11 protein-coding genes are annotated in these 19,468 nt (G+C 46.5%); 7 read left to right on the plus strand and 4 right to left on the minus strand.

Annotated elements, in window-relative coordinates; translation table 11 throughout:
* Positions 1 to 5: 5 nt before the first annotated feature.
* A complete protein-coding gene (locus ACKTSF_RS00770) occupies positions 6 to 779 on the minus strand; it encodes a C40 family peptidase (RefSeq protein WP_407885698.1) in 774 nt (257 codons plus the stop codon).
* Between the two features lie 276 nt (positions 780 to 1,055).
* Between ACKTSF_RS00770 and ACKTSF_RS00775 the strand changes: the two genes are divergently transcribed.
* Positions 1,056 to 1,763 (plus strand): MIP/aquaporin family protein, encoded by a 708-nt coding sequence (locus tag ACKTSF_RS00775; protein ID WP_407885700.1) that lies wholly within the window; start codon positions 1,056 to 1,058, stop codon positions 1,761 to 1,763.
* Between the two features lie 59 nt (positions 1,764 to 1,822).
* On the opposite strand, the gene ACKTSF_RS00780 is transcribed toward ACKTSF_RS00775, so the two are convergent.
* Positions 1,823 to 2,725 carry a helix-turn-helix domain-containing protein gene (locus tag ACKTSF_RS00780; RefSeq protein WP_407885702.1) on the minus strand — a complete coding sequence of 301 codons (903 nt, stop codon included), beginning with the start codon at positions 2,723 to 2,725 and terminating at the stop codon, positions 1,823 to 1,825.
* A 141-nt stretch (positions 2,726 to 2,866) separates the two neighbouring features.
* Between ACKTSF_RS00780 and ACKTSF_RS00785 the strand changes: the two genes are divergently transcribed.
* The 6 genes from ACKTSF_RS00785 (at position 2,867) to ACKTSF_RS00810 (ending at position 16,769) form a co-directional block, all read left to right on the plus strand.
* Positions 2,867 to 4,237, plus strand: a complete 1,371-nt coding sequence (locus tag ACKTSF_RS00785; protein ID WP_407885704.1) for an MFS transporter — start codon at positions 2,867 to 2,869, stop codon at positions 4,235 to 4,237.
* A 15-nt stretch (positions 4,238 to 4,252) separates the two neighbouring features.
* The gene (locus tag ACKTSF_RS00790) at positions 4,253 to 6,298 is read left to right on the plus strand and encodes a glycoside hydrolase family 31 protein (RefSeq protein WP_407885706.1); all 2,046 of its coding nucleotides are present in this window, start codon (positions 4,253 to 4,255) and stop codon (positions 6,296 to 6,298) included.
* Between the two features lie 308 nt (positions 6,299 to 6,606).
* Positions 6,607 to 8,610: a MucBP domain-containing protein gene (locus ACKTSF_RS00795; protein WP_407885708.1), complete on the plus strand. Its 2,004-nt coding sequence runs from the start codon at positions 6,607 to 6,609 to the stop codon at positions 8,608 to 8,610.
* A 318-nt stretch (positions 8,611 to 8,928) separates the two neighbouring features.
* Complete coding sequence (locus ACKTSF_RS00800; RefSeq protein WP_407885710.1) at positions 8,929 to 11,622, plus strand: MucBP domain-containing protein; 2,694 nt, start codon at positions 8,929 to 8,931, stop codon at positions 11,620 to 11,622.
* A 438-nt stretch (positions 11,623 to 12,060) separates the two neighbouring features.
* Positions 12,061 to 14,346: a MucBP domain-containing protein gene (locus ACKTSF_RS00805; protein ID WP_407885712.1), complete on the plus strand. Its 2,286-nt coding sequence runs from the start codon at positions 12,061 to 12,063 to the stop codon at positions 14,344 to 14,346.
* A 353-nt stretch (positions 14,347 to 14,699) separates the two neighbouring features.
* Positions 14,700 to 16,769, plus strand: a complete 2,070-nt coding sequence (locus ACKTSF_RS00810) for a collagen-binding domain-containing protein (RefSeq protein WP_407885713.1) — start codon at positions 14,700 to 14,702, stop codon at positions 16,767 to 16,769.
* A gap of 109 nt (positions 16,770 to 16,878) precedes the next feature.
* On the opposite strand, the gene ACKTSF_RS00815 is transcribed toward ACKTSF_RS00810, so the two are convergent.
* Together ACKTSF_RS00815 and ACKTSF_RS00820 are read right to left on the minus strand one after the other, a co-directional pair.
* On the minus strand, positions 16,879 to 17,622 hold the full coding sequence (locus tag ACKTSF_RS00815) for a sulfite exporter TauE/SafE family protein (protein WP_407885715.1): 744 nt from the start codon (positions 17,620 to 17,622) through the stop codon (positions 16,879 to 16,881).
* 384 nt (positions 17,623 to 18,006) lie between these two features.
* Complete coding sequence (locus tag ACKTSF_RS00820) at positions 18,007 to 19,416, minus strand: adhesin (protein WP_407885717.1); 1,410 nt, start codon at positions 19,414 to 19,416, stop codon at positions 18,007 to 18,009.
* Positions 19,417 to 19,468 lie beyond the last annotated feature (52 nt).

The following is a 19,468-nucleotide window of genomic DNA, read 5'->3' on the forward strand; positions in this document are numbered from 1 at the left end:
CTCATTTAACTTAAGGTTGCTGGACGGGAGTAGCCGACCGTGTGCCACCAGGAAACGTTGGTGGCTTCAGTCACAACACCGCGCAGTTGGGCATCGATCATCTTGTTGTTCCCCAAGTAGATTCCACAATGGGTGATGTTACCGGTGCTAGTTCCGAAGAAGATCAGGTCGCCGGGTTGGGCGTTCTTAGCGCTCACGTGCGTGTAGGCATCGTATTGCTGTTGTGCCGTCCGGGGAAGTGTTTGACCAATGGCCTTGCTATAAACGTACTTCGTGAAACCGGAGCAGTCAAACGAGCTGGGGCCATTGCCACCATAGACGTAAGGCTTGCCCAAGAGGGACTTGGCTTGCTTGTAAATTGAGGCGTAGGTGCCGTTCCCACTCGTTGATGTACTAGTTGTGGTGGTATGCGCGTAACTCTTGCTTTGCAGGTAGCCGTGCCAAATCCAACCGGACGCGGTCTTACGACCATTTGTGACGTAGTAGTAGAGGTATTTTACGCCATTTTTCTTAATAATGTAGCGCTTCTTGGTAGCATGCCAAGTCGTGTTGGGGTAGTTCTTTAGGTAGTGGGTCTTCTTGCCGAAAGTCATGTTGCTGGCGGTGCCCCCTAAGTTGTAGGTCCAACCGGTCGCGCTCTTTCGAACGTAAGCCGTGTCGGTCATGTTGCTGGTGCTAACAATGGTGTTCGTGCTGTTGGCATGTGCCGTTGTCGTGCCTAGACTGATTGCGGGAACCAGGGCAGCGGCAAAGGCAATTGCCAATCCAATTTTCTTCATATGCATTATTAATATCCATCCCTTATGTAAAATTGTCATCGCTTAAGTACAACTTCTAAGATAACCCAGAAGTTTTACAGGATGGTTACGCCCCAATATTATTGGCGTTACGCTTTTACCGGACAATGTAATATTACAAGGGTTGGATGATTTTATTGAAATATAAATACTGGCTGATGGGCCGCAAAATCAAGCGCCCCTTTGCTTCTGAGTTATGGTAGACTATGAATAGTTTGAAAAATTATTGCGAAATTATAACAAGGTGGGTGTCATTTTATGAATGGATTTATAGGCGAGTTTTTCGGAACCCTGATTCTGATCCTGTTGGGGACTGGAACGGGAGCCGGAATCAACCTCAAAAAGTCTTACGCGACTGGCAGTAACTGGACGTTTGTCAGTCTTGCGTGGGGGATGGCTGTGACCATGGGCGTTTACGTGGCCGGGATGCTTGGTTCCGACGGGCATTTGAACCCCGCAGTCACAATTGGTTTCGCTGCCTTTGGCTTCTTTCCGTGGTCAGACGTATTACCATACATAGCTGGGCAATTCTTGGGTGCTTTTGTAGGTGCAGCTATTGCCATCGTCCAGTTCTACCCGCATTTCAAAGCGACGCCGGATGAGGCAGCCGGAAACAGCGTTGGCATCTTCGCCACCCGACCTGCCATCAAGAATCCCTTGTTTAATTTCATCTCCGAAGTTGTGGCAACCTGGGCGTTCATCTTTATTCTCTTGAATATGGGGGACTTTACGCAGGGACTCAAGCCATTCATAGTTGGAATTCTGATCATGACCATTGGGATGGGATTGGGAAGTACCACCGGGTTCGCGATTAACCCGGCGCGTGACTGGAGTCCACGATTGGCTTACACCATCCTACCCGTTCCCAATAAGAGTTCCGCTGAATGGAACTATGCGTGGGTGCCAATGTTTGGTCCGCTCGTTGGCGGATTGTTGGCGGCCGGATTGCAGGCTTGGATTAAATAAGATCAGTCTAAACGATAAAAAATGTCAGATAACTCGTAAAAAGTTATCTGACGTTTTTGCTATTCGTGATCTTTGATGTATCCGGGGATGGGGATTTCGGGGTCAATCTTGGGTGTGTTAATAAATTTGCCACCGAAGGCATGCCGATAATCGCTGGGGGTCATGTCGGTGTATTTTTTAAAGAGACGTGAAAAATTCCGACTATCGTTAAAGAAAGAATCACGAGACACCTCATCAATACTTTTGGTGGTCGTTGTTAAAAGAACTTTTGCTTGATCAAGTTTGCAATTGTTCATATAACGATGAATTGAAATATCGAATTCTTGTTTGAATAACCGATTCAAATAGCGCTTATTGAAATGGAATTTACTGGCGATTTCATCAACGGTCGAGATGTGGTCGATATTTGCTCGAATCCAGTTTTTGACTAAGACCATGGTTGGCGGTTCAGATTGTTCGGACGTTTGCGAATAGTCAAACTCAGTTGCAAGGTAGGTTAAAAATACTGCGGTTGCTAGGCCAGCAGTTGTTGTCTGACGATTTTCTGAAAAGTCCAAGATCTGGTGGGCAAGGACGATTGCTTTGTTTAAATCTGGTAGCTTAAAACTTTCGGGTAGCGTCATTAGAAATGAGTTTTGATCGCGAGTTACTTGTGGTAAGTCGTCCGTTACTTGGACGGTAGCCTGTGGAAAAAAATGAATCCAAAGAAATTCAGTACCTTCAGGGGAAACTTGCGAGCCAACCATGTGGTGGTATGGTGGCACAAGAAAATAATTTCCTGCTGTAATGCGATGTTCTTGGTTGCGCAAGCTTAGATGTAATTCTCCTTGGAGAACAATGATAATCTCGTAGTTACCCTTTTGATACATGGGCTTGTGAATCCAATTGTCAGTAGTCACGAAGAAATTACCACTTGTAAAGAATGCCAGTGGCTTGGACAAATCAAAAGTATAGTAAGGCATGGTGGCCCCTCCTAAAGTTAATATGACTTAAGTTCCTTTTTGACACAATATGTATAGTGCCGTGCATTTTATTCGGTTTAAACACCAGTTACAATTAAGAACGTAAGCGCTTGCAAATAAATTACAAAGGAACCTGGACTTATGGAAAATCAAACTACAGAGGTCACCCAGACTGATAGTGTTAAATTGTCATGGCGGGAACGAATCGGTTTTGGACAGCTCGATTTAGCCGGACAATTAGTTTTTAACATGATTACGGTATATCTATTATACTACTTTACCGATGTGGCATTAATTCCAGTTGGAACTGCCGGAACTATTCTTTTTATTGCCAGAATATTTGATGCACTAGATGCCCCAATTTGGGGAACCTTAATTGATATGACGCACACCCGTTGGGGGAAAGCACGTCCATATTTTTTATGGGTTATTTTACCATTTACGATTAGTGCCATCTTAACATTTTCAGCACCTAATTTATCATTGCATGCCAAAATTTGGTACTGTGCCATTACATATATTTGTACTGGTGTCTTGTATACGGGTCTGAATACACCATTAGCAACTGTGCTGCCGTTACTGACTCGTGATCCTCAGGAACGATTAACTTTAAACTCAATTCGTATGACCTTTGGGCAAGTTGGTGTTCTAATCGTTAATGCGTTGGGACTACCACTTGTTGCTTTTTTTGGAAAAGGAAATAAAGTGGTTGGTTTTCGTTGGACAATCATTATTTTTGCCTTAGTTGGAATGATCTTAACACTGGTCTCTTTTAGCAATATCAAGGAACGTGTGAAGCCAGTTGTTCAAAAGGTCTCAATAAAGAAAAGTGTTCGTGCGATGAAGAATAATTGGCCGTGGGTGATTATCATCATTAGTAATCTTTTCTTGTGGATTGCATTGACCTCACGTTCTTCAACGATTGTTTATTACATGACCTACAATTACGGCAATCAAGATATGACGTCGGTTCTTAATAGCATGAAAGTCATCCAAGTTGTGACAACGTTGTTGATTCCGTTGTTTGCTCGCAAACTATCCAAAAAGATTATCTGGATAACCGGATTGATAATGTGTATTACAGGACAATTGATTATTGGGTTTGCGGGAATGAATTTACCAGTCATTATCGTGGGCTGGTTACTCGGCTGTTTAGGAATCGGATTTGCAGTGACGATGCCATTTGCTTTGATCGGTGCTACTGTTGATTATGGTGAATGGAAGAATGGAATTAACGCAGCCGGGTTATTGACCGCAATTGGGACATCATTCTGTATTAAACTTGGTAGTGGGATTGGCGGAATGATTTCCGCTAAAGTGATGGCTGCATTCGGATATGTGGCGAACAAAACACAAACTGCGGCCGGGTTACAAGGTATTAGTATTTCGTTTGTTTGGGTGACAATTATTGCTTTAGTAATTGCCATGGTGCCACTGTTCTTTTACGGCAAGTATGAACGACTCGAAACTAAAATTACCGATGATTTAAATGAGCGTAAAGTTCAAGCATAAGGGAGCGGAAATATTATGATAATTGCTGATAAGAATAAATTAGTTTATGAAAATCAAGGGGAACACCTAGAGATTACGCCGTGGGGCACGGATAGTTTCCGGGTACGTTCTACAAAGTTTCCACAATTGTGTCATGAAGATAACGCTCTTTCAATGGCTGTTAATCACAGGGCAGATGAATGTCTTGCTGTTGGGCAACGTGGTGAAATTACGAACGGTAAGATAAAGGCTGCCGTGAATGGTCGAGGAAAGATTACCTTTTTCGACCAGAATGACAAAATTCTTCTTGATGAGTATCAAAGAAGTCGTAACGCGACGATGAAAAAAGGCGTGGATGAAGATAGAACAACCCGATTTAACAGTGCTTTAAAAATTGAGCCACGGACATTTTCAGGTATTGCTGGTGGCGATTTCAAGTTAACGCTACGGTTTGAATCAGAACCAAATGAGAAAGTCTTTGGCATGGGACAATATCAGCAAGCCAATTTAGACTTAAAAGGAACTGAGTTGGAACTGGCCCAACGTAATTCTCAGGCCACAGTTCCCTTCATGATTTCAAATCTTGGGTATGGCTTTCTCTGGAATAATCCGGCGATTGGCCGAGCAACGTTTGGCAAGAATGTGACAACTTGGGAGGCCAATGCAACCAAGGAATTAGATTATTGGATAACGGCAGGAGACACGCCTTCAGAAATTGAACGGCACTATGCTGAAGTTACCGGAACTGTTCCCGAAATCCCCGACTACGGACTGGGTTTCTGGCAGAGTCGGCTGCGTTATCGGACACAGGAAGAATTGCTACATGCGGCCCATGAGTACAAACGTCGTCATTTACCAATTGATGTGATTGTTATTGATTACTTTCACTGGCCAAAATCTGGGGAGTTCCGGTTTGATCATAAATATTGGCCAGATCCAGAAGCGATGTGCCAAGAGCTGGATAAAATGGGTATTAAGCTGATGGTGTCAATTTGGCCAACTGTAGATAACACAGCTTCGACATTTGCGGACCTGAATGAACGTGGGCTGCTGGTTCGAGCAGACAAAGGTCCCCAGATTATGATGGACTTTCTCGGAAATAATGGTTTCGTTGACTTTACCAACCCTAAAGCACAACGTTATGTGTGGGATTTGGTTAAGAAAAATTATTATAAAAAGGGTGTTACCTTATTCTGGCTTGACGAAGCAGAACCTGAGTATCGCGCCTATGATTTTGACAATTACCGTTATTATGAAGGCTCTGCACTGGAAGTTGCTAATAAATATCCTGTTGGATTTTCTAAGGCCTTTTATGATGGTATGAGGTCTGAGGGCATTGATAATCCGATGAACTTGGTTCGTTGTGCCTGGGCTGGCAGCCAAAAGTATGGGGCGCTTGTCTGGTCAGGAGATGTTGACTCGAGTTTTAAATCATTACGTAATCAACTAGCAGCGGGATTGAGCATGGGGATTGCTGGTATTCCTTGGTGGACAACTGATATTGGTGGTTTTCACGGTGGTGTTGATACCGATCCAGACTTTCAGGAGTTAGTGACTCGGTGGTTTGAGTTTGCCACATTCTGTCCGGTAATGCGGATGCACGGGGATCGGGATCCACATACTGAACCACTAGGAGATGGGGGTGGACGACAGCCATCAGGCGCTGAGACGGAAGTATGGGCGTATGGTGAAAAAGCATATAACATTATGCGGCGCCATCTCAACATTCGTGAGGCTCTTAAACCATACCTTAAAAGACAAATGGATGTCGCTCATCAAAAGGGTGACCCGATTATGCGGCCACTTTTCTTTGACTTTCCGCGTGATGATGTTTGGGATATTACTGATGAGTATATGTTCGGAACGGATATTCTCGTTGCGCCAGTACTCTATGCAAAGTTGGATAAGCGTCAAGTTTATTTACCAGGTGATTCTGACGTGGATTGGTTCGATGTGTACACTGGTGAAAAACATCTGGGTGGGACTATGATTACGGTCAATTTGGATTTGGATCACTTACCGGTCTTCACTAAGAACAAAGAATTACTAAATAATTTTGATGCCTACCATGAAGTGGAATAGAAGCTACGTATCAGATGTCACTGACTTTCTGTCTAGTGGCATTTTTTGATTGTCATCTTAGTTGAAGCTATAGATCACCTCACATTATTTTAAGAAATGATTCACCTCTTTTTAAGTGAAAGTACGCATGGATGAATCGATAAGAATCTGCAGTAGGGTTAATAATATAATTATATTCATATTTAATAATTAACATTATGATATACTTCTAGTCTTTAATATAGTATAATTTAGGAGGAAAGCTTGGGAGTATAATATTTTCAACGGTAAGGTATTGATTGACGAGTGACGGGTTAGAGGAGCTTATCTTGAAAAAAATCAATTTATTGCAGAATACATATATTGCTGCTAAAACTGTGATGCTAATTGTCATTGTAGCCGCCATTGTGATAGTTAGTGACTTCAATCATAACCAGGCGGTTGCTGCGGAGACGGCGACCCATATGGATCAATTGGTTCAAAGTTTTGGGCCACTCAAGTCGGTAGACGGTAAGCTTCCCAGTACAACGCCTGGTGATATTGATCAGTGGATGCCTAATAAGCGGCTACAAGAATCCATCCTCATGCAATTGAACATTCAGGCTAAAGCGAATAACATTCCATTGAAGTGGCACGATGTGAGCGAAATAAGTCAATTGGATTTGCAGTTTTTACAGATTATCAATGTCGATGGAAGTCCGCAAGGTGGCAATGTCTCAACGTATATTGATGGGCAACAATCCTTTTCAATTGTCGGTTTACAATATGCGCAGAATGCAACCTTTCTCAGCTTAAGTGGTGGGGATTATAATTATGCGCCGTTTACGCTCTTTGGGGACTTAGTAGATATTTCACCGTTGCGGCTGATGCCGGGACTAAAAACTGTGTATTTAGACTACAATCGCATTGAAGATGTCTCTCCGTTGGCGGGATTACAGAAGCTAACTTTTCTATCATTGGTCAACAATCATATCCATGACTTTTCCAGCTTACAGCCGATTCAAGCGGCTGTTAAGGACTATCGATATCAGCACGTGACGTTACCTAGGATTGCGATTGATCCGGTTGATCGGTGGGCACATTTGGAGAACAACTTTCGGTTGCCGAATGGGGAGCTGGCACATTTGATTGTTCGGCCCCGGATGACGATCGATGATTTTTATGACCTACCAGGCGTTGGGAATGAACGCGTTCGATCTCGGATTTACATGAATATTAATAACGACACGATCTATCAAGATGATGCCGAAACGGGTCTGGAGTATTGGGAGATACCGGATCAGGAGGCTGGAATCACAACACTTCCTGGGTGGCACATTACACCACAGCCAGATCGAAACTTTCTACTGGCTGAGGGTCAGTCCGAAGATGAGTCGGAAATTTTTGATATTGTCCAGCCTTATCGCATTGATTCTATGACCGCAGGAAAGATCACCGTGCATTATCGTGATGAGCAGGACAGAACGATTGCACCTGACAAGGAATTGCCGGCAGGGGAGATTGGGAGCCCGTATACGACGCAACCGATTAAGCGGGCAGGTTATACGCTTTTAACAGCGCCTGCCAATGCCACGGGCAAGTATACGGAAACAGCGATTACAATTACGTACAAATACCACAAACAGGCACCAGCAGTCACGGCCCCTAAGCCACCAACACCGACGCAATCGGTAAAGCCAACTTTGCCGGGGACCGTGCATACTTTAAAAGCAACCGTCACCGTGCACTATTTGGATCAGGCTGGGGTGAAATTGCATGCGGATCGCATATTGCGCGGGCAGATCGGGGAATCTTATACAACTGATGCGATCAGTATTCAGGGATATATGCTGTATGATGTGCCACGAAACAGCAAAGGCGTCTTTACCAAGTATCCTGAGGATGTGACTTACGTTTATCAAACGACCATTGCATCGAATGATGTGATCGGAGCTAGCATTAACGGGACGGTAGGGGATGGCGTGACGGCTGACAAGCGTCCCGTTCAAATGATCGGGCAACAAGCTAGCAAGGCCGAGGCCAAGCCAGTAAAGCAGCGGACTAGGAGCGGCGACAGGAAGCGTACAATCACTTCTCAGGGATCTCGACACATAGCTCGGTCAGTGCCTCCGACAATTAAAAGTGCGGGGCCCGCACCGGCAACGTATCCCGGGCAAAGTGATGACACAGTACAGGCGTCAAGGAGCCCTCACAATAAGCGACAACGCGTCGCACAACGACCTAATCTGGATTGGGCGTGGCTCATTATTTTTGTAGGTGTTAGCATGATGACGCTGTGGTTATTTGGTTGGCATCGATCCCGGCGAAGGGAAAGAGAAGACCAGCAGAATTAATAATGACGGTGAAGTGCATCTTAGCAGGTGCGCTTCTTTTGCTGCGATTGAAGTCCATTTAATGTAGAAATATTACCAGAGCGTCGGTATGGCAGCGCAATTATAACGTACACCATTTAATTGTATAAGATACAAGTTTGTGAAAATTCACAAGCGGATTAATTCTATGCCAAATTTAAGCAAATCACCTCCATACCGATCTTTCTAGATATACTGATTTTTGTTGAAAGGGACGCACAATTCCGATTAGACCGTTTTGAAAAAAACCAAAAAAATAAATTGTGAATTCTCTGGGGGAGATTAATAATGAACAAGCAAATGAATACAAAAACGCATTACAAGATGTACAAGAAGGGTAAGTCCTGGGTGATTGCGGGGATCGCGAGTGGGGCCATGATCATGAGTATTGGCGGGGTAACTGCTCAAGCGAATGATCAAGCGATATCAGCTAAAGTTGAAGTCACTGCTAAGGCGGAGTCAACAGCCAGCTCTGTTGAAATGACAGCGGATACAATTGCTGAAGTTCCCGAGGTTACACCCGTTGACGTTGCGGCAACACCTGTGAGCCGACCTGAAATGGAAACGTCTTCGGAAGCTGGTGCGGATAACGAAACGCCAGCAACCGAGACGCCAGCACCTGAGACGCCAGCAACCGAAACGCCAGCAACCGAAACGCCAGCAACCGAAACGCCAGCAACCGAAACACCAGCAACCGAAACGCCAGCAACCGAGACACCAGCAACCGAGACACCAGCAACCGAGACACCAGCAACCGAGACGCCAGCAACTGAAGCGCCAGCAACTGAAACGCCGGTAACCGAAACGCCGGTAACCGAAACGCCAGCAACTGAAACACCAGCAACCGAGACGCCAGGAACTGAAACGCCGGTAACCGAAGCATCAGTAGTTGAAGCACCAACGCCAAATAGTGATTTAGAAACTGTACCAGAGACTCGTCCAGCTGAGATTGTGACAACACCAGTCGCTGTCACGAATCAGACTAGTGCAAGCCATACGTTAGAGGCCGTTCAACTGGTTCAAGCAGAAGTAGCCAAGCCCACAACTACTAAACTCAGTCATACCAAGGAAGCAACGACTATCGATCAATGGATGCCAAACAAAACGCTACAGAAATTGGTTCTGATTCATTTACAAAAGCTGACTGGCGTCGATAAGACTTGGGATAGCGTCGATGATATCACGCAGGACGATCTGCAATTATTGAAGGATCTCTTTGCACTCGGTCATGATGGCTATGACACTTATATCGATGGCAAGACAGAATTTTCTTTGGAAGGGTTGCAGTACGCCACTAACCTGGAAGTCATTATGATGGGCGCATCGTTGAACTATAAGCCGGGAGCAGTCTACGGAGATATTGTCGATGTGACACCGTTAGCAAATCTGCAACATTTAACGACTGTCGATTTGCAAAACAACCGAATCAAGGATGTGACACCGTTAGCGAATTTACAAAATTTAACCAGCTTACAACTGGCCTATAATCATATTCGTGATTTCTCTCCACTAAAGGGGAAGGCGCCAGCTGACTTCAACTACACGGGACAATTTATCATGCTTGAGCCAGCGATGATTAGTGATAAGGATCGCAAAGGACACTTACAAATTCAATGTATTGACGTTGAAGGTAACGTGGTAACGTTAACCGCTGGGGCTGCATTGGCCGAACCAGTCTTCTATACGGATGAAGAGGGGCACACCTATCACATCTACTATACAGGGGGCTATCCAACGCCGGATGGAAATGGGGGAATTAACTATACGAACATTCAGGATCAGAAACCAGGGGCCACGGAATTTCCAGGAGCAACCAATGTAGCAGTTCTCGATGACTATTACTATCTGACTGGCACGTACAAACCACAAGCTGGCGTTGTTGACTTCGCGGTCGTTCAACCTTACGTGATTTCGCAGGAGGCGGCCAACGTGACAGTCCATTTTCAAGATGAAGATGGCAACGAGCTTGCTGACGATGTAGAACTGTCGGGGGGCTTAGTCGGAGAGAGTTATACGACAACACCCAAGCCCATTAAAGGATACACATTATTGACGACACCAAGCAACGCGACGGGTAAGTACAGTGAGACCAAAACTGATGTCGTTTACGTTTATACGCAAGATGAAGATGTGGCAGCGAGTCAGACGACTGTGACGGTTCATCACCAGACGGCGGACGGCAAGCCAGTTGCGGCCGACCAAGTTCAAACCGGAAAGCCAGGTGATGCGTATACGACACAACCGGTAACACCGACGGGGTATAAGTTAGTTACGACGCCAGCCAATGCTAATGGTACCTTTGGTGAAACTAATATCACAGTAACCTATATCTACCAGCTGGTTGAAGCTGGTAACGGCGGTGACGGTGGATCGACCGGTGGCGGCGATAATGGTTCTGGTAATACTGGTGGCGACAATAGTGGATCTGGTGGAAACACCGGCGACAACAATGGGTCAGGCAACGCCGGTGGCGGCAATAACGGCTCTGGTAATACCGGTGGCGACAACAATGGGTCAGGCAACGCCGGTGACGGCGATAGCGGCTCTGGTAATACCGGTGGCGACAACAATGGGTCAGGCAACGCCGGTGACGGCGATAGCGGCTCTGGTAATACCGGTGGTGACAGCAATGGGTCAGGTAATGCTGGCTCCAACGGTAATGATTCAAGTGGCCATAACACGGGACAAGGTAACGTGACCGGTGGCACTGGAGCTATTGTTACGGGAGAGAATTCAGGCCAATCTCTGACGACCGTTCAGTCGACATCTGATGCTAAGCCCCAATCTTTACCGTTAAGTACAGGTGAAAATATGACGAGCACGCGGCCGACTACTGAAGATAATCGTGCAGATAAGGAGACTAATGTGGATGCTAGTGGCGTAAGTGCTATGGCTTTACCACAGACAAGTGAAAAGCAATCGTCTTCACTCTGGGGAATTGCCCTGTTACTAGGCACGTTCAGTCTGTTAGGAATCAAACGAAAGAAAAAGTAGACACATTATTTAAGTAAAAGTCGTAACGCCACTGAGCGGGGTTACGACTTTTTCGCGTGTCAGGTAAAAAGAATGACTAAAGTAGGATTTAAAAATAGGTCATAAATTGACAAGTATAGTAGGTAATATGCAAAATTCACTGGTAAATGATAGTCATAAAGTGATTGTGGCCATAAAAGTTATAGGTCGAAAAACACATAGACCATAAATACTCACCATTAATCACCAGTGCGTGTATCGCTTTACCTAGATGCCTTAAAACTTGCAAGTAGCCGACGTCAGTGCGCCGTGAACGAACGGGTCAGGAAGCAACCTATCTTAAAAATGTGAAATCGGTTACAATGTGGATGTAGAGCTTTTGCCCACATTAACTAATTTGTCACATTCACTTAGCGTGTAGGAAAATGATAAACGTGTAAACGTTGAGGAGGAAGACCCATGAATAACGTGGCTAGCGAGACGAAACGACACTATAAGAGCTATAAGGCAGGTAAACACTGGGTTGTCGCTGGTATTACTGCAATGACACTGGGATTGGGCCTGATGGTGTCCACGGAAACGGCAGCAGCAGATGATACGATGGTAACGGGTGAAAATGCGACGGCGAAATTAACAGCACAAGCTGCAACGCCGGCACAGCAGACCACTTTAAAGACACAAGCGAGTGGTGAAGCAAATTCAGAATCAAGCGATGGTGCAGTTGAAAAGCCGGCAGAAGAAGCGCCAAACGACATGGGCAGTGAGGAGCCAGTGACGGCGCCAACGGTAAATAAGGATCAAGAAAAGGTTGGTTTAGACGCTTCTGATGAGCCTGAGGGTGAGACGCCAACGCCTGAAGCAGGTGTTCCGGGAACGTCAGGCAATAAGTCGTCTACGGCCACAGGCGATTCTGCAGATAAGAATCCAGCTGTTAGTGACCCAGCGGTACCAGCAGAGGATACCCAAGTTAACGACGAAGAGTCAGCCTCTGTGACACCGAAGCCAATTGCCATGAGAGCACCAGCGGCGGTATCTCCTATTTGGGGAGTGAATGCGAGTGAGTGGCTTCCAGATGCAACGCTACGGGATATCGTGATTCGTCAGATAAATGTGGGGGCACCAACCTCAACGATTACGGGGAAACCGTATTACGTTGCAACCGACAGTAACCTCTATCAATATGTTGATAAGCTGACAGACTTGAATGATTACGTGGGTGTGGGGAACGTGGCCAATTTTGCCGGCTTAGGGTATTTCACCAATCTACAGACGTTGTCTTTGACACGCATGCAGGTTCCGATCTCGGCTCTGATCGACTTCTCGGTGGTGCCCTTGGCCTCAGTGTCGCTTCACTTGGCAAATGATGGTGCTAACCACGATATGACGACAATCATGGACACGTATTTTGGAAGCAATCTGAAGTTACGATTCTTGCGTTTGGGAAATAGTTACTTGACCGGGAACATACCAGATTTGAGTAAATATACCAACCTTGAAATGATCTATCTGGCTAACAATCAGCTGACAGGAAGTATACCAAGTTTGAAGACCATTCCCAATCTTTGGTCGCTGGACGTTAGTCATAATCAGCTGAGTGGCGCCTTTCCAGATGTGGGTAACTGGCCTTCAATGACAATGGTAGATGTTTCTTACAATCAACTATCGGGGGCACTACCCGACTTGAGTGGCTTCCGAGGGACAATGACCTACATGTATAACCATTTGAGTAATGGGGTCATTCAACTGCTCGGCAAAAATGATCAGCCCATCGTCAACTATGGTGTCTACCAACGACTCATTGGTAATACCCACAAGATCAGTGCCGCTAACCGAACTTTTGACCCGGTCACAGGCGTGGTAACGGGTTTTCAAGATATGGCGACGGGACAAGTTGATGACAATGAGGGAACCTGGACGGCCGCAATAGCTAATGGCATCACTGTGGCGTATGGGGAGCCCGATCCGAATATGGCGACTACGGATATTGCCGCATGGGCCACTACTGCCGAAGATGCCACCAATTGGTTTAGTATCCAACGAATATCTGGTAATAAAGTTGGATTGACGTTTACCGCTAAGGACGATGTGCCAGATGGCACCTATACCATCCAAGTGGTCAACCAGAGTTTTGGTGCCCTATGGGGATACAGTGCCTACCTTACCTTTAAAGTTGAAAATGAAATTCTGGTTGATCCTGGAAATCCGGGTAAACCTGATCCCGGTATCACGACGGGGACGGTCACGATCGTTAACGTGGATCAGGATGGCAAGATCATCAGTCAGACGCAGCAATCTGGAAACGTTGGCGATGCCTTTACCATCAATGCCCAGACACTGACGGGATATAAATTAGTCGGTAAAAGTATCGCAAATGGTACCTATACGGCAGCCAATCAGACGATCACCTTTACCTATCAGGCTTTGAATCAGGGCGGCGACGGGGACACTGTTAACCCTGATGTGCCAGCAATTGATAAGACGGTCGATACCACGAACGGTGGGGATGCCGACCAGGTTGTCGTTGATAAGCAAAGCCAGCGGTCAACGCGTAAACGCACGGGAACTGTGAATCTGAATGCGGCTTCTTCGGCGACACTGACGCAACAGGCTACTAAGCAGCAAGCGGCTGCGGCGACCACCTTACCGCAGACCGATGAGGCCACCGTTTCACCGTGGGCTGGTTTGGCACTACTGCTCGGCGGTGCTCTGACCGGTTTTGCCCTAAACCGTAAGCGGCGTCACTAATCTAGGGGAAACCGACGACTAGGGTGTTAGATACACGCTCATTTGAATTTTAGTTACGAAACGACTCCGACAGCCAACGGTCGGGTCGTTTTATTTTGGCTTCCTACTAAATACTAATGTAAAAAATGGCAATCTTGTCGCGTTAATTTTCAAAATAACGACCAAATTTTATGAAAACACGTGCTGTTGCTAGTTTGATGAACTAACAATCTGCCAACAATATTTCTTTGGTAAACTACACAATCGTTAATTTGTTAAATTAAAAAATAATTTCAAAATAGCGTTGAATGTTCCCCTGGAGAGGACGAAAATAGAGATGGTATCTTATAGTGAAAGGTAGGGATTTAGTCGATATGGAAACAAAACGCACGCATTTTAAGATGTATAAAGACGGTCGTAAGTGGGTGTTCGCCTGCGCAGTGATGCTTGCCATTGGGGGTGGCGGCATGGTGACGGCTAACGCGTCGGCAACGGAGAGTAGTAGCAATGTGTCAGTCTCTTCTAGCAGCGTGGGATCTGCTGAGAGTGACAGCGGTGGTAGCAGTGAGAGCAACTCTGGCAATAGTAATGCTAGCACTAGCAGTGATGACAGCAATCGTAATAGCAGTAGCAGTAGCAGTACTGATAGTAATAGCGGGTTGGCGCAGGCACAATCAGAAAGTACGGATGTCTCTTCGGCTAAGGCAACTAGTGAAACAGGTAGTCAAAAGCAAAAGTCTAAAGTCGCTTCTGAGAGTTCAACTGCAAAGATCAAGAGCGTAAAGAAATCAGTGACTTCTAATAAGCACATTTCTAAAATGGCGCATACCGTTACGAAAGCGTCAGGGATTAACGCACGTCTGATGACCCCTCAGGAAGGTCTTTCAACAGCTTTAGCCAATGCAAAGCTGCGCGAAAAGGTTAACGCTCTGGTTGAAAGCGCCCAGGCAAAATATGTGCCGGCCACGACCACTGCTCTCGAACCTTTGGCGGAAGCCGAAATTCAATCCGGCGGAACCGTCTACGATGACTATCCCGATTTGGATAACTTGTTAGGTGTCTCGTCCGTCTTCCATATATTTGCCCGAGAAGCTGAATTGCACGCCCATACCAACGGGAATGTTGCCGTTCAGAATCTGATTGGGAATGTGAACTTCGGGACGAACATCATTGAAGAATTACTCGACAAGGATATCTCTTACATACAGAACATTACCAACATTGCCGGGAGTTCCTTTGTTTCCGGGGGTGACACCCGTGAGAACAAGGTCGTCTTTGGGGATGGCATCAGCATTGATATCAGCAATCCTAACCGGCCGATGGTCAATGGGGTTTATATCGACCACCTTTTAGCCAATGAAGTCTACCAAGATCAGAACGGCCAAACCTACATCGATTTCGATGCCGAATTTGCTAAATTAAAGACGTTGAACGAATCCCTTGCCAATAAAGCGAGTGAAGCCAGTTACAGCAACGGTGATTTTGCCGATCAAAATAACCGGGTCATTGACGTGAGCGATATGACGCCAAACGCCAACGGTCAGATTGTGATTAACCTGTCGCCGGATGTTTTGCAAGGCAATACACCGCTTTACATCAAGGGCCTGTCTCCCGATGCTGAGGGCAATACGGTGATTATCAACGTGGATACTGGCGGTCAGGCCGATTACACCATCAACTCACAGATCAAGCTGACCTACAGTGATGGGACCGACCGGGATAACCAGGAAACAGAACATTTTGGAGACAACCACTTGCTGTGGAACTTTTACGATAGCACTGCTAGTGACAAACAGTATGGCGGGGAAATTAACGTCAACGCGCCATTCCAAGGCAGCATGTTGGCACCATCCGCGACAATCGTGGCTAACCAAAATATTGATGGGAACATCATCGCTGATAAAGTCATTGTCAAGGCGGAAACCCATCGGTGGGATCTGCAAGGTAACGGCGATAACGAAGAGGAAGAGACATTTGAAAAGCCCGTTCATCCCGGAATCAACGTGGAATTGCCGAATATTGAGAAGCCTGAAACGCCGGGGCCTGAAAACCCTGGTACCGAGGAGCCGGGGATCACAGAACCAGGTGACGAGGGTGATCTGACCTATGAGCATGAACATCCAAACTATACCGAAGATGAAGTGGTCACGGACTACTGGGATGACTTGATTGCTGATGAAGCAGATACGCCATCAGCGGCACATGCGCGTGAAGCAGCATTGCTACAACGAGTTGACCAAGCGATTGCAGCGGCTAGAGCGCAAGGCAATGCACAACGGGTTGCCCAGCTTCAAGCACTGAAGAACCGAATTCTTGCCGACTTGGGCGGATTGCCACAAACAGGCGAGGCTCAAAATAAGTGGGCACCAGTCGTCGGAGCGGCACTCTTAGCTAGTCTGCTGGGAACGCTGGGCGCCGTCATCATTAAGAAGCGTCGCGATTAATTACAAGCAAACAAAAAGCGCCAATCAGCGTTGTAATTCGCTGATTGGCGCTTTTAGTCGTGAATAACTAAGGACATATCACCACATGTCTTCAGTGAATAAGTTTAGATTAGAATACCATTTTCAAAGCCATGAAGATGATCAGTACGCCCATAAAGGGGTTGAGGTAGGCATTTAGCTTCTGCGGGTTCGCGTGCATCAGGAGACGTGGGGCGCAGAAAGCCCCCAGCATCGCGCCAATCATCAGGCTGACACCAATGCTCCAGTTGACGCTGTTGGCTGACATGTGGAAGATGAGGCCAACGAGGGTTGTCCCAACCAACACATAGGCGGAGGTGGCCGCGGCTGGAATCATATCGAGGCCCAGAACCAAGAGCCCGGCAATGATTGGGCCGCCACCGGATAGGCCGGCAACCCCAACCATTAGTCCACTCAGCACGCCGTAGCAAGCCGCTTGCAGGCCCTGGTGTTGTACGGGCTTGCTCTGACGGTGACTGAAACGTTTAACAAGAATCTGGATGCCCAATAGAAATAAGATGATGGCGACCAGCCACGTGTACAGCTTGACCGGGATGTAGGGGGACAACAGAGCGCCTACGATGGTTGCCGGAATGGCTGCAATTAACATCTGATTGCCAATCTTAAAGTGAATCTGGCCGGTACGGTAGTGACCGTAAGCGCCGACTAGGAGGGACGGAAAAGCTGTGAATAGTGAGGTTGCCGCTGCCGCACCGGGAGCCAAATGAAAGACGGTCGTGAGCAGGCCAAGGTAGATGGCCGCACCACCGCCACCAGTGGAAATAACCAGGAGGCCAACTAAAAATCCTATAAGTAGTAAAAATAACCAGGTCATTAAGTGAGGCATCTCCTTGTCCAATAAATAGCTATTTTTAGTGTACAAGTCGTACGGGCTACCGTCAATTTTTCTGAGTTGATGTATCCGTGCTAGCGTTGTCATAAGTTCAGATAGAGCATTTTTTAATTGATTCTTAGATCACTGAGATTAGGCGAAAATAATGATTAGAAAAAATGAGAGTGGTATAAAAGGCGGTTAGCTGGCGGGCATTAAGGCTGATAGCCGGATAATCCCGGGTTTGGATTGTTCGGCTATCAGTTTTAAGCGGAGTCAGCTGCCTTCTGTCCCACGTTTCAGCAATATAGCTTTGGAGAGTCAAAAAGAGTCTGGGGTTTTATCCCAGACTCGCTTTTTGACCTGTATGAACTAGTGCTAATCGTGTTATTTCGCAATCAGCTTACCGCCACCATTTAAGGTATAGGTCTTACCGTTGAGCCATTTATTCGCGCTATTGCTCTTGCTGTAGTAAACATTGTGGCCGTTGGACTTGATGTGTGTCAAGCTGCTCTTGGTACTGATCAACGACGAGACGTATGAATCTTTAGTGACGTTCCAGGTGTTGTTTCCCTTGAGAATGATCGTAGTTTTACCAGACGTATTGGCACTGTTGATGGCTCCGGTCAAGACGCTCCCAGAGGTCAAACTCAGTTTCAGTGTACTGCCTTTGGCAACGAGAATATTCCCCTTTAATGTCTGATTTTTTGCAGTAAATGTCAGCTTACCACCGTTGCTGCCACTGGTTCCCCAGCGATCGTTGGCAAGGCGAATCAAAGTGCTTGAGGCATTACTTAACTTCACATTGTTTAGATTAATCTTTGCTGTGGTGTTGGTTACGTAGAAGAGCGCTCCAGTGTGGTTGGTCGTTCCTTTAGAGCCACTCTTAACTGTGGATGTCAGGCTACCATTGGTCATGGAGAAGATCGAAGTACCAACTTCAGAATCGCCGGACATACTTTGGTAGAGCATGACACCATTGTTCTTTTTTCCAGTCAATTGACTATTTTTAAGTGTAATGCTATTTGATCCCTCAATATCGGCAGCTTCTGCCCCAGTGGCGGTTCCAGTTACATTCTGGGCAGAAATTGCACCCGTTGAGTAGATGATTGGCGAACCATCACCGGCTGTTTTCAGGGTTCCTTTGTTCAGGCTGACTGTGCCGCCACCACGATCGGTAGCCAGCGCAGCAGAGTGACTTCCCTTAGTGGTGATATTGGTATTTGTGGCCGTAATTTTACCCGTATAAGTTGCGTCGAGTCCACGTGATGAACTTTTAGTTGTGCTGATTTGACTGTTTTTGACCGTCACCCGGGCATTTTTTCCAGTCGCAAAGATACCATTGGCTCCCGTAGCTGTGGTCTTTTCTGTGAGGCCAGATATTGTTGCTTGACCGCCCTTAGTCACCAGCAAGCCAGCGTTCTGGCCGAAGAAGTTGCTATTGTCAGTGTTGGTGGTACCCCCAGACTTGGTCAGCTGACTGGCAGTGAGCGTCAGCTTGCCACCGTTTTTAACGTACACGGCTGAGCGATTGGCTGTGTTAGCCGTGATCGTTTTCTTATTCAGCACCTTTTTACCGGAAATTGTCGTCTGTCCGGACAGCTTGGCACTGCTACTGCTTGTCTGGCCAGGCGCACTGGTACCACTGGGCTTGGCACCACTCGGTTTTGTTTTGGCCATCGCCTGAGTCGGTGGTGTTGACTGGTTGGTATTTAGTAGTTGTGGTGCTGTAATCAGGCCACCTACGACAGCAGTTCCGGCTAGTGCGATGGTGATGGTTCGTTTGGTCTTTGTCATTAGAAAGTCCTCCCTTACTTAATCAACAATGAGTTGCTTACTTTCAGTTATA

The sequence above is a fragment of the Levilactobacillus muriae genome (genome assembly GCF_045862015.1).
Lineage (GTDB): Bacteria > Bacillota > Bacilli > Lactobacillales > Lactobacillaceae > Levilactobacillus > Levilactobacillus muriae.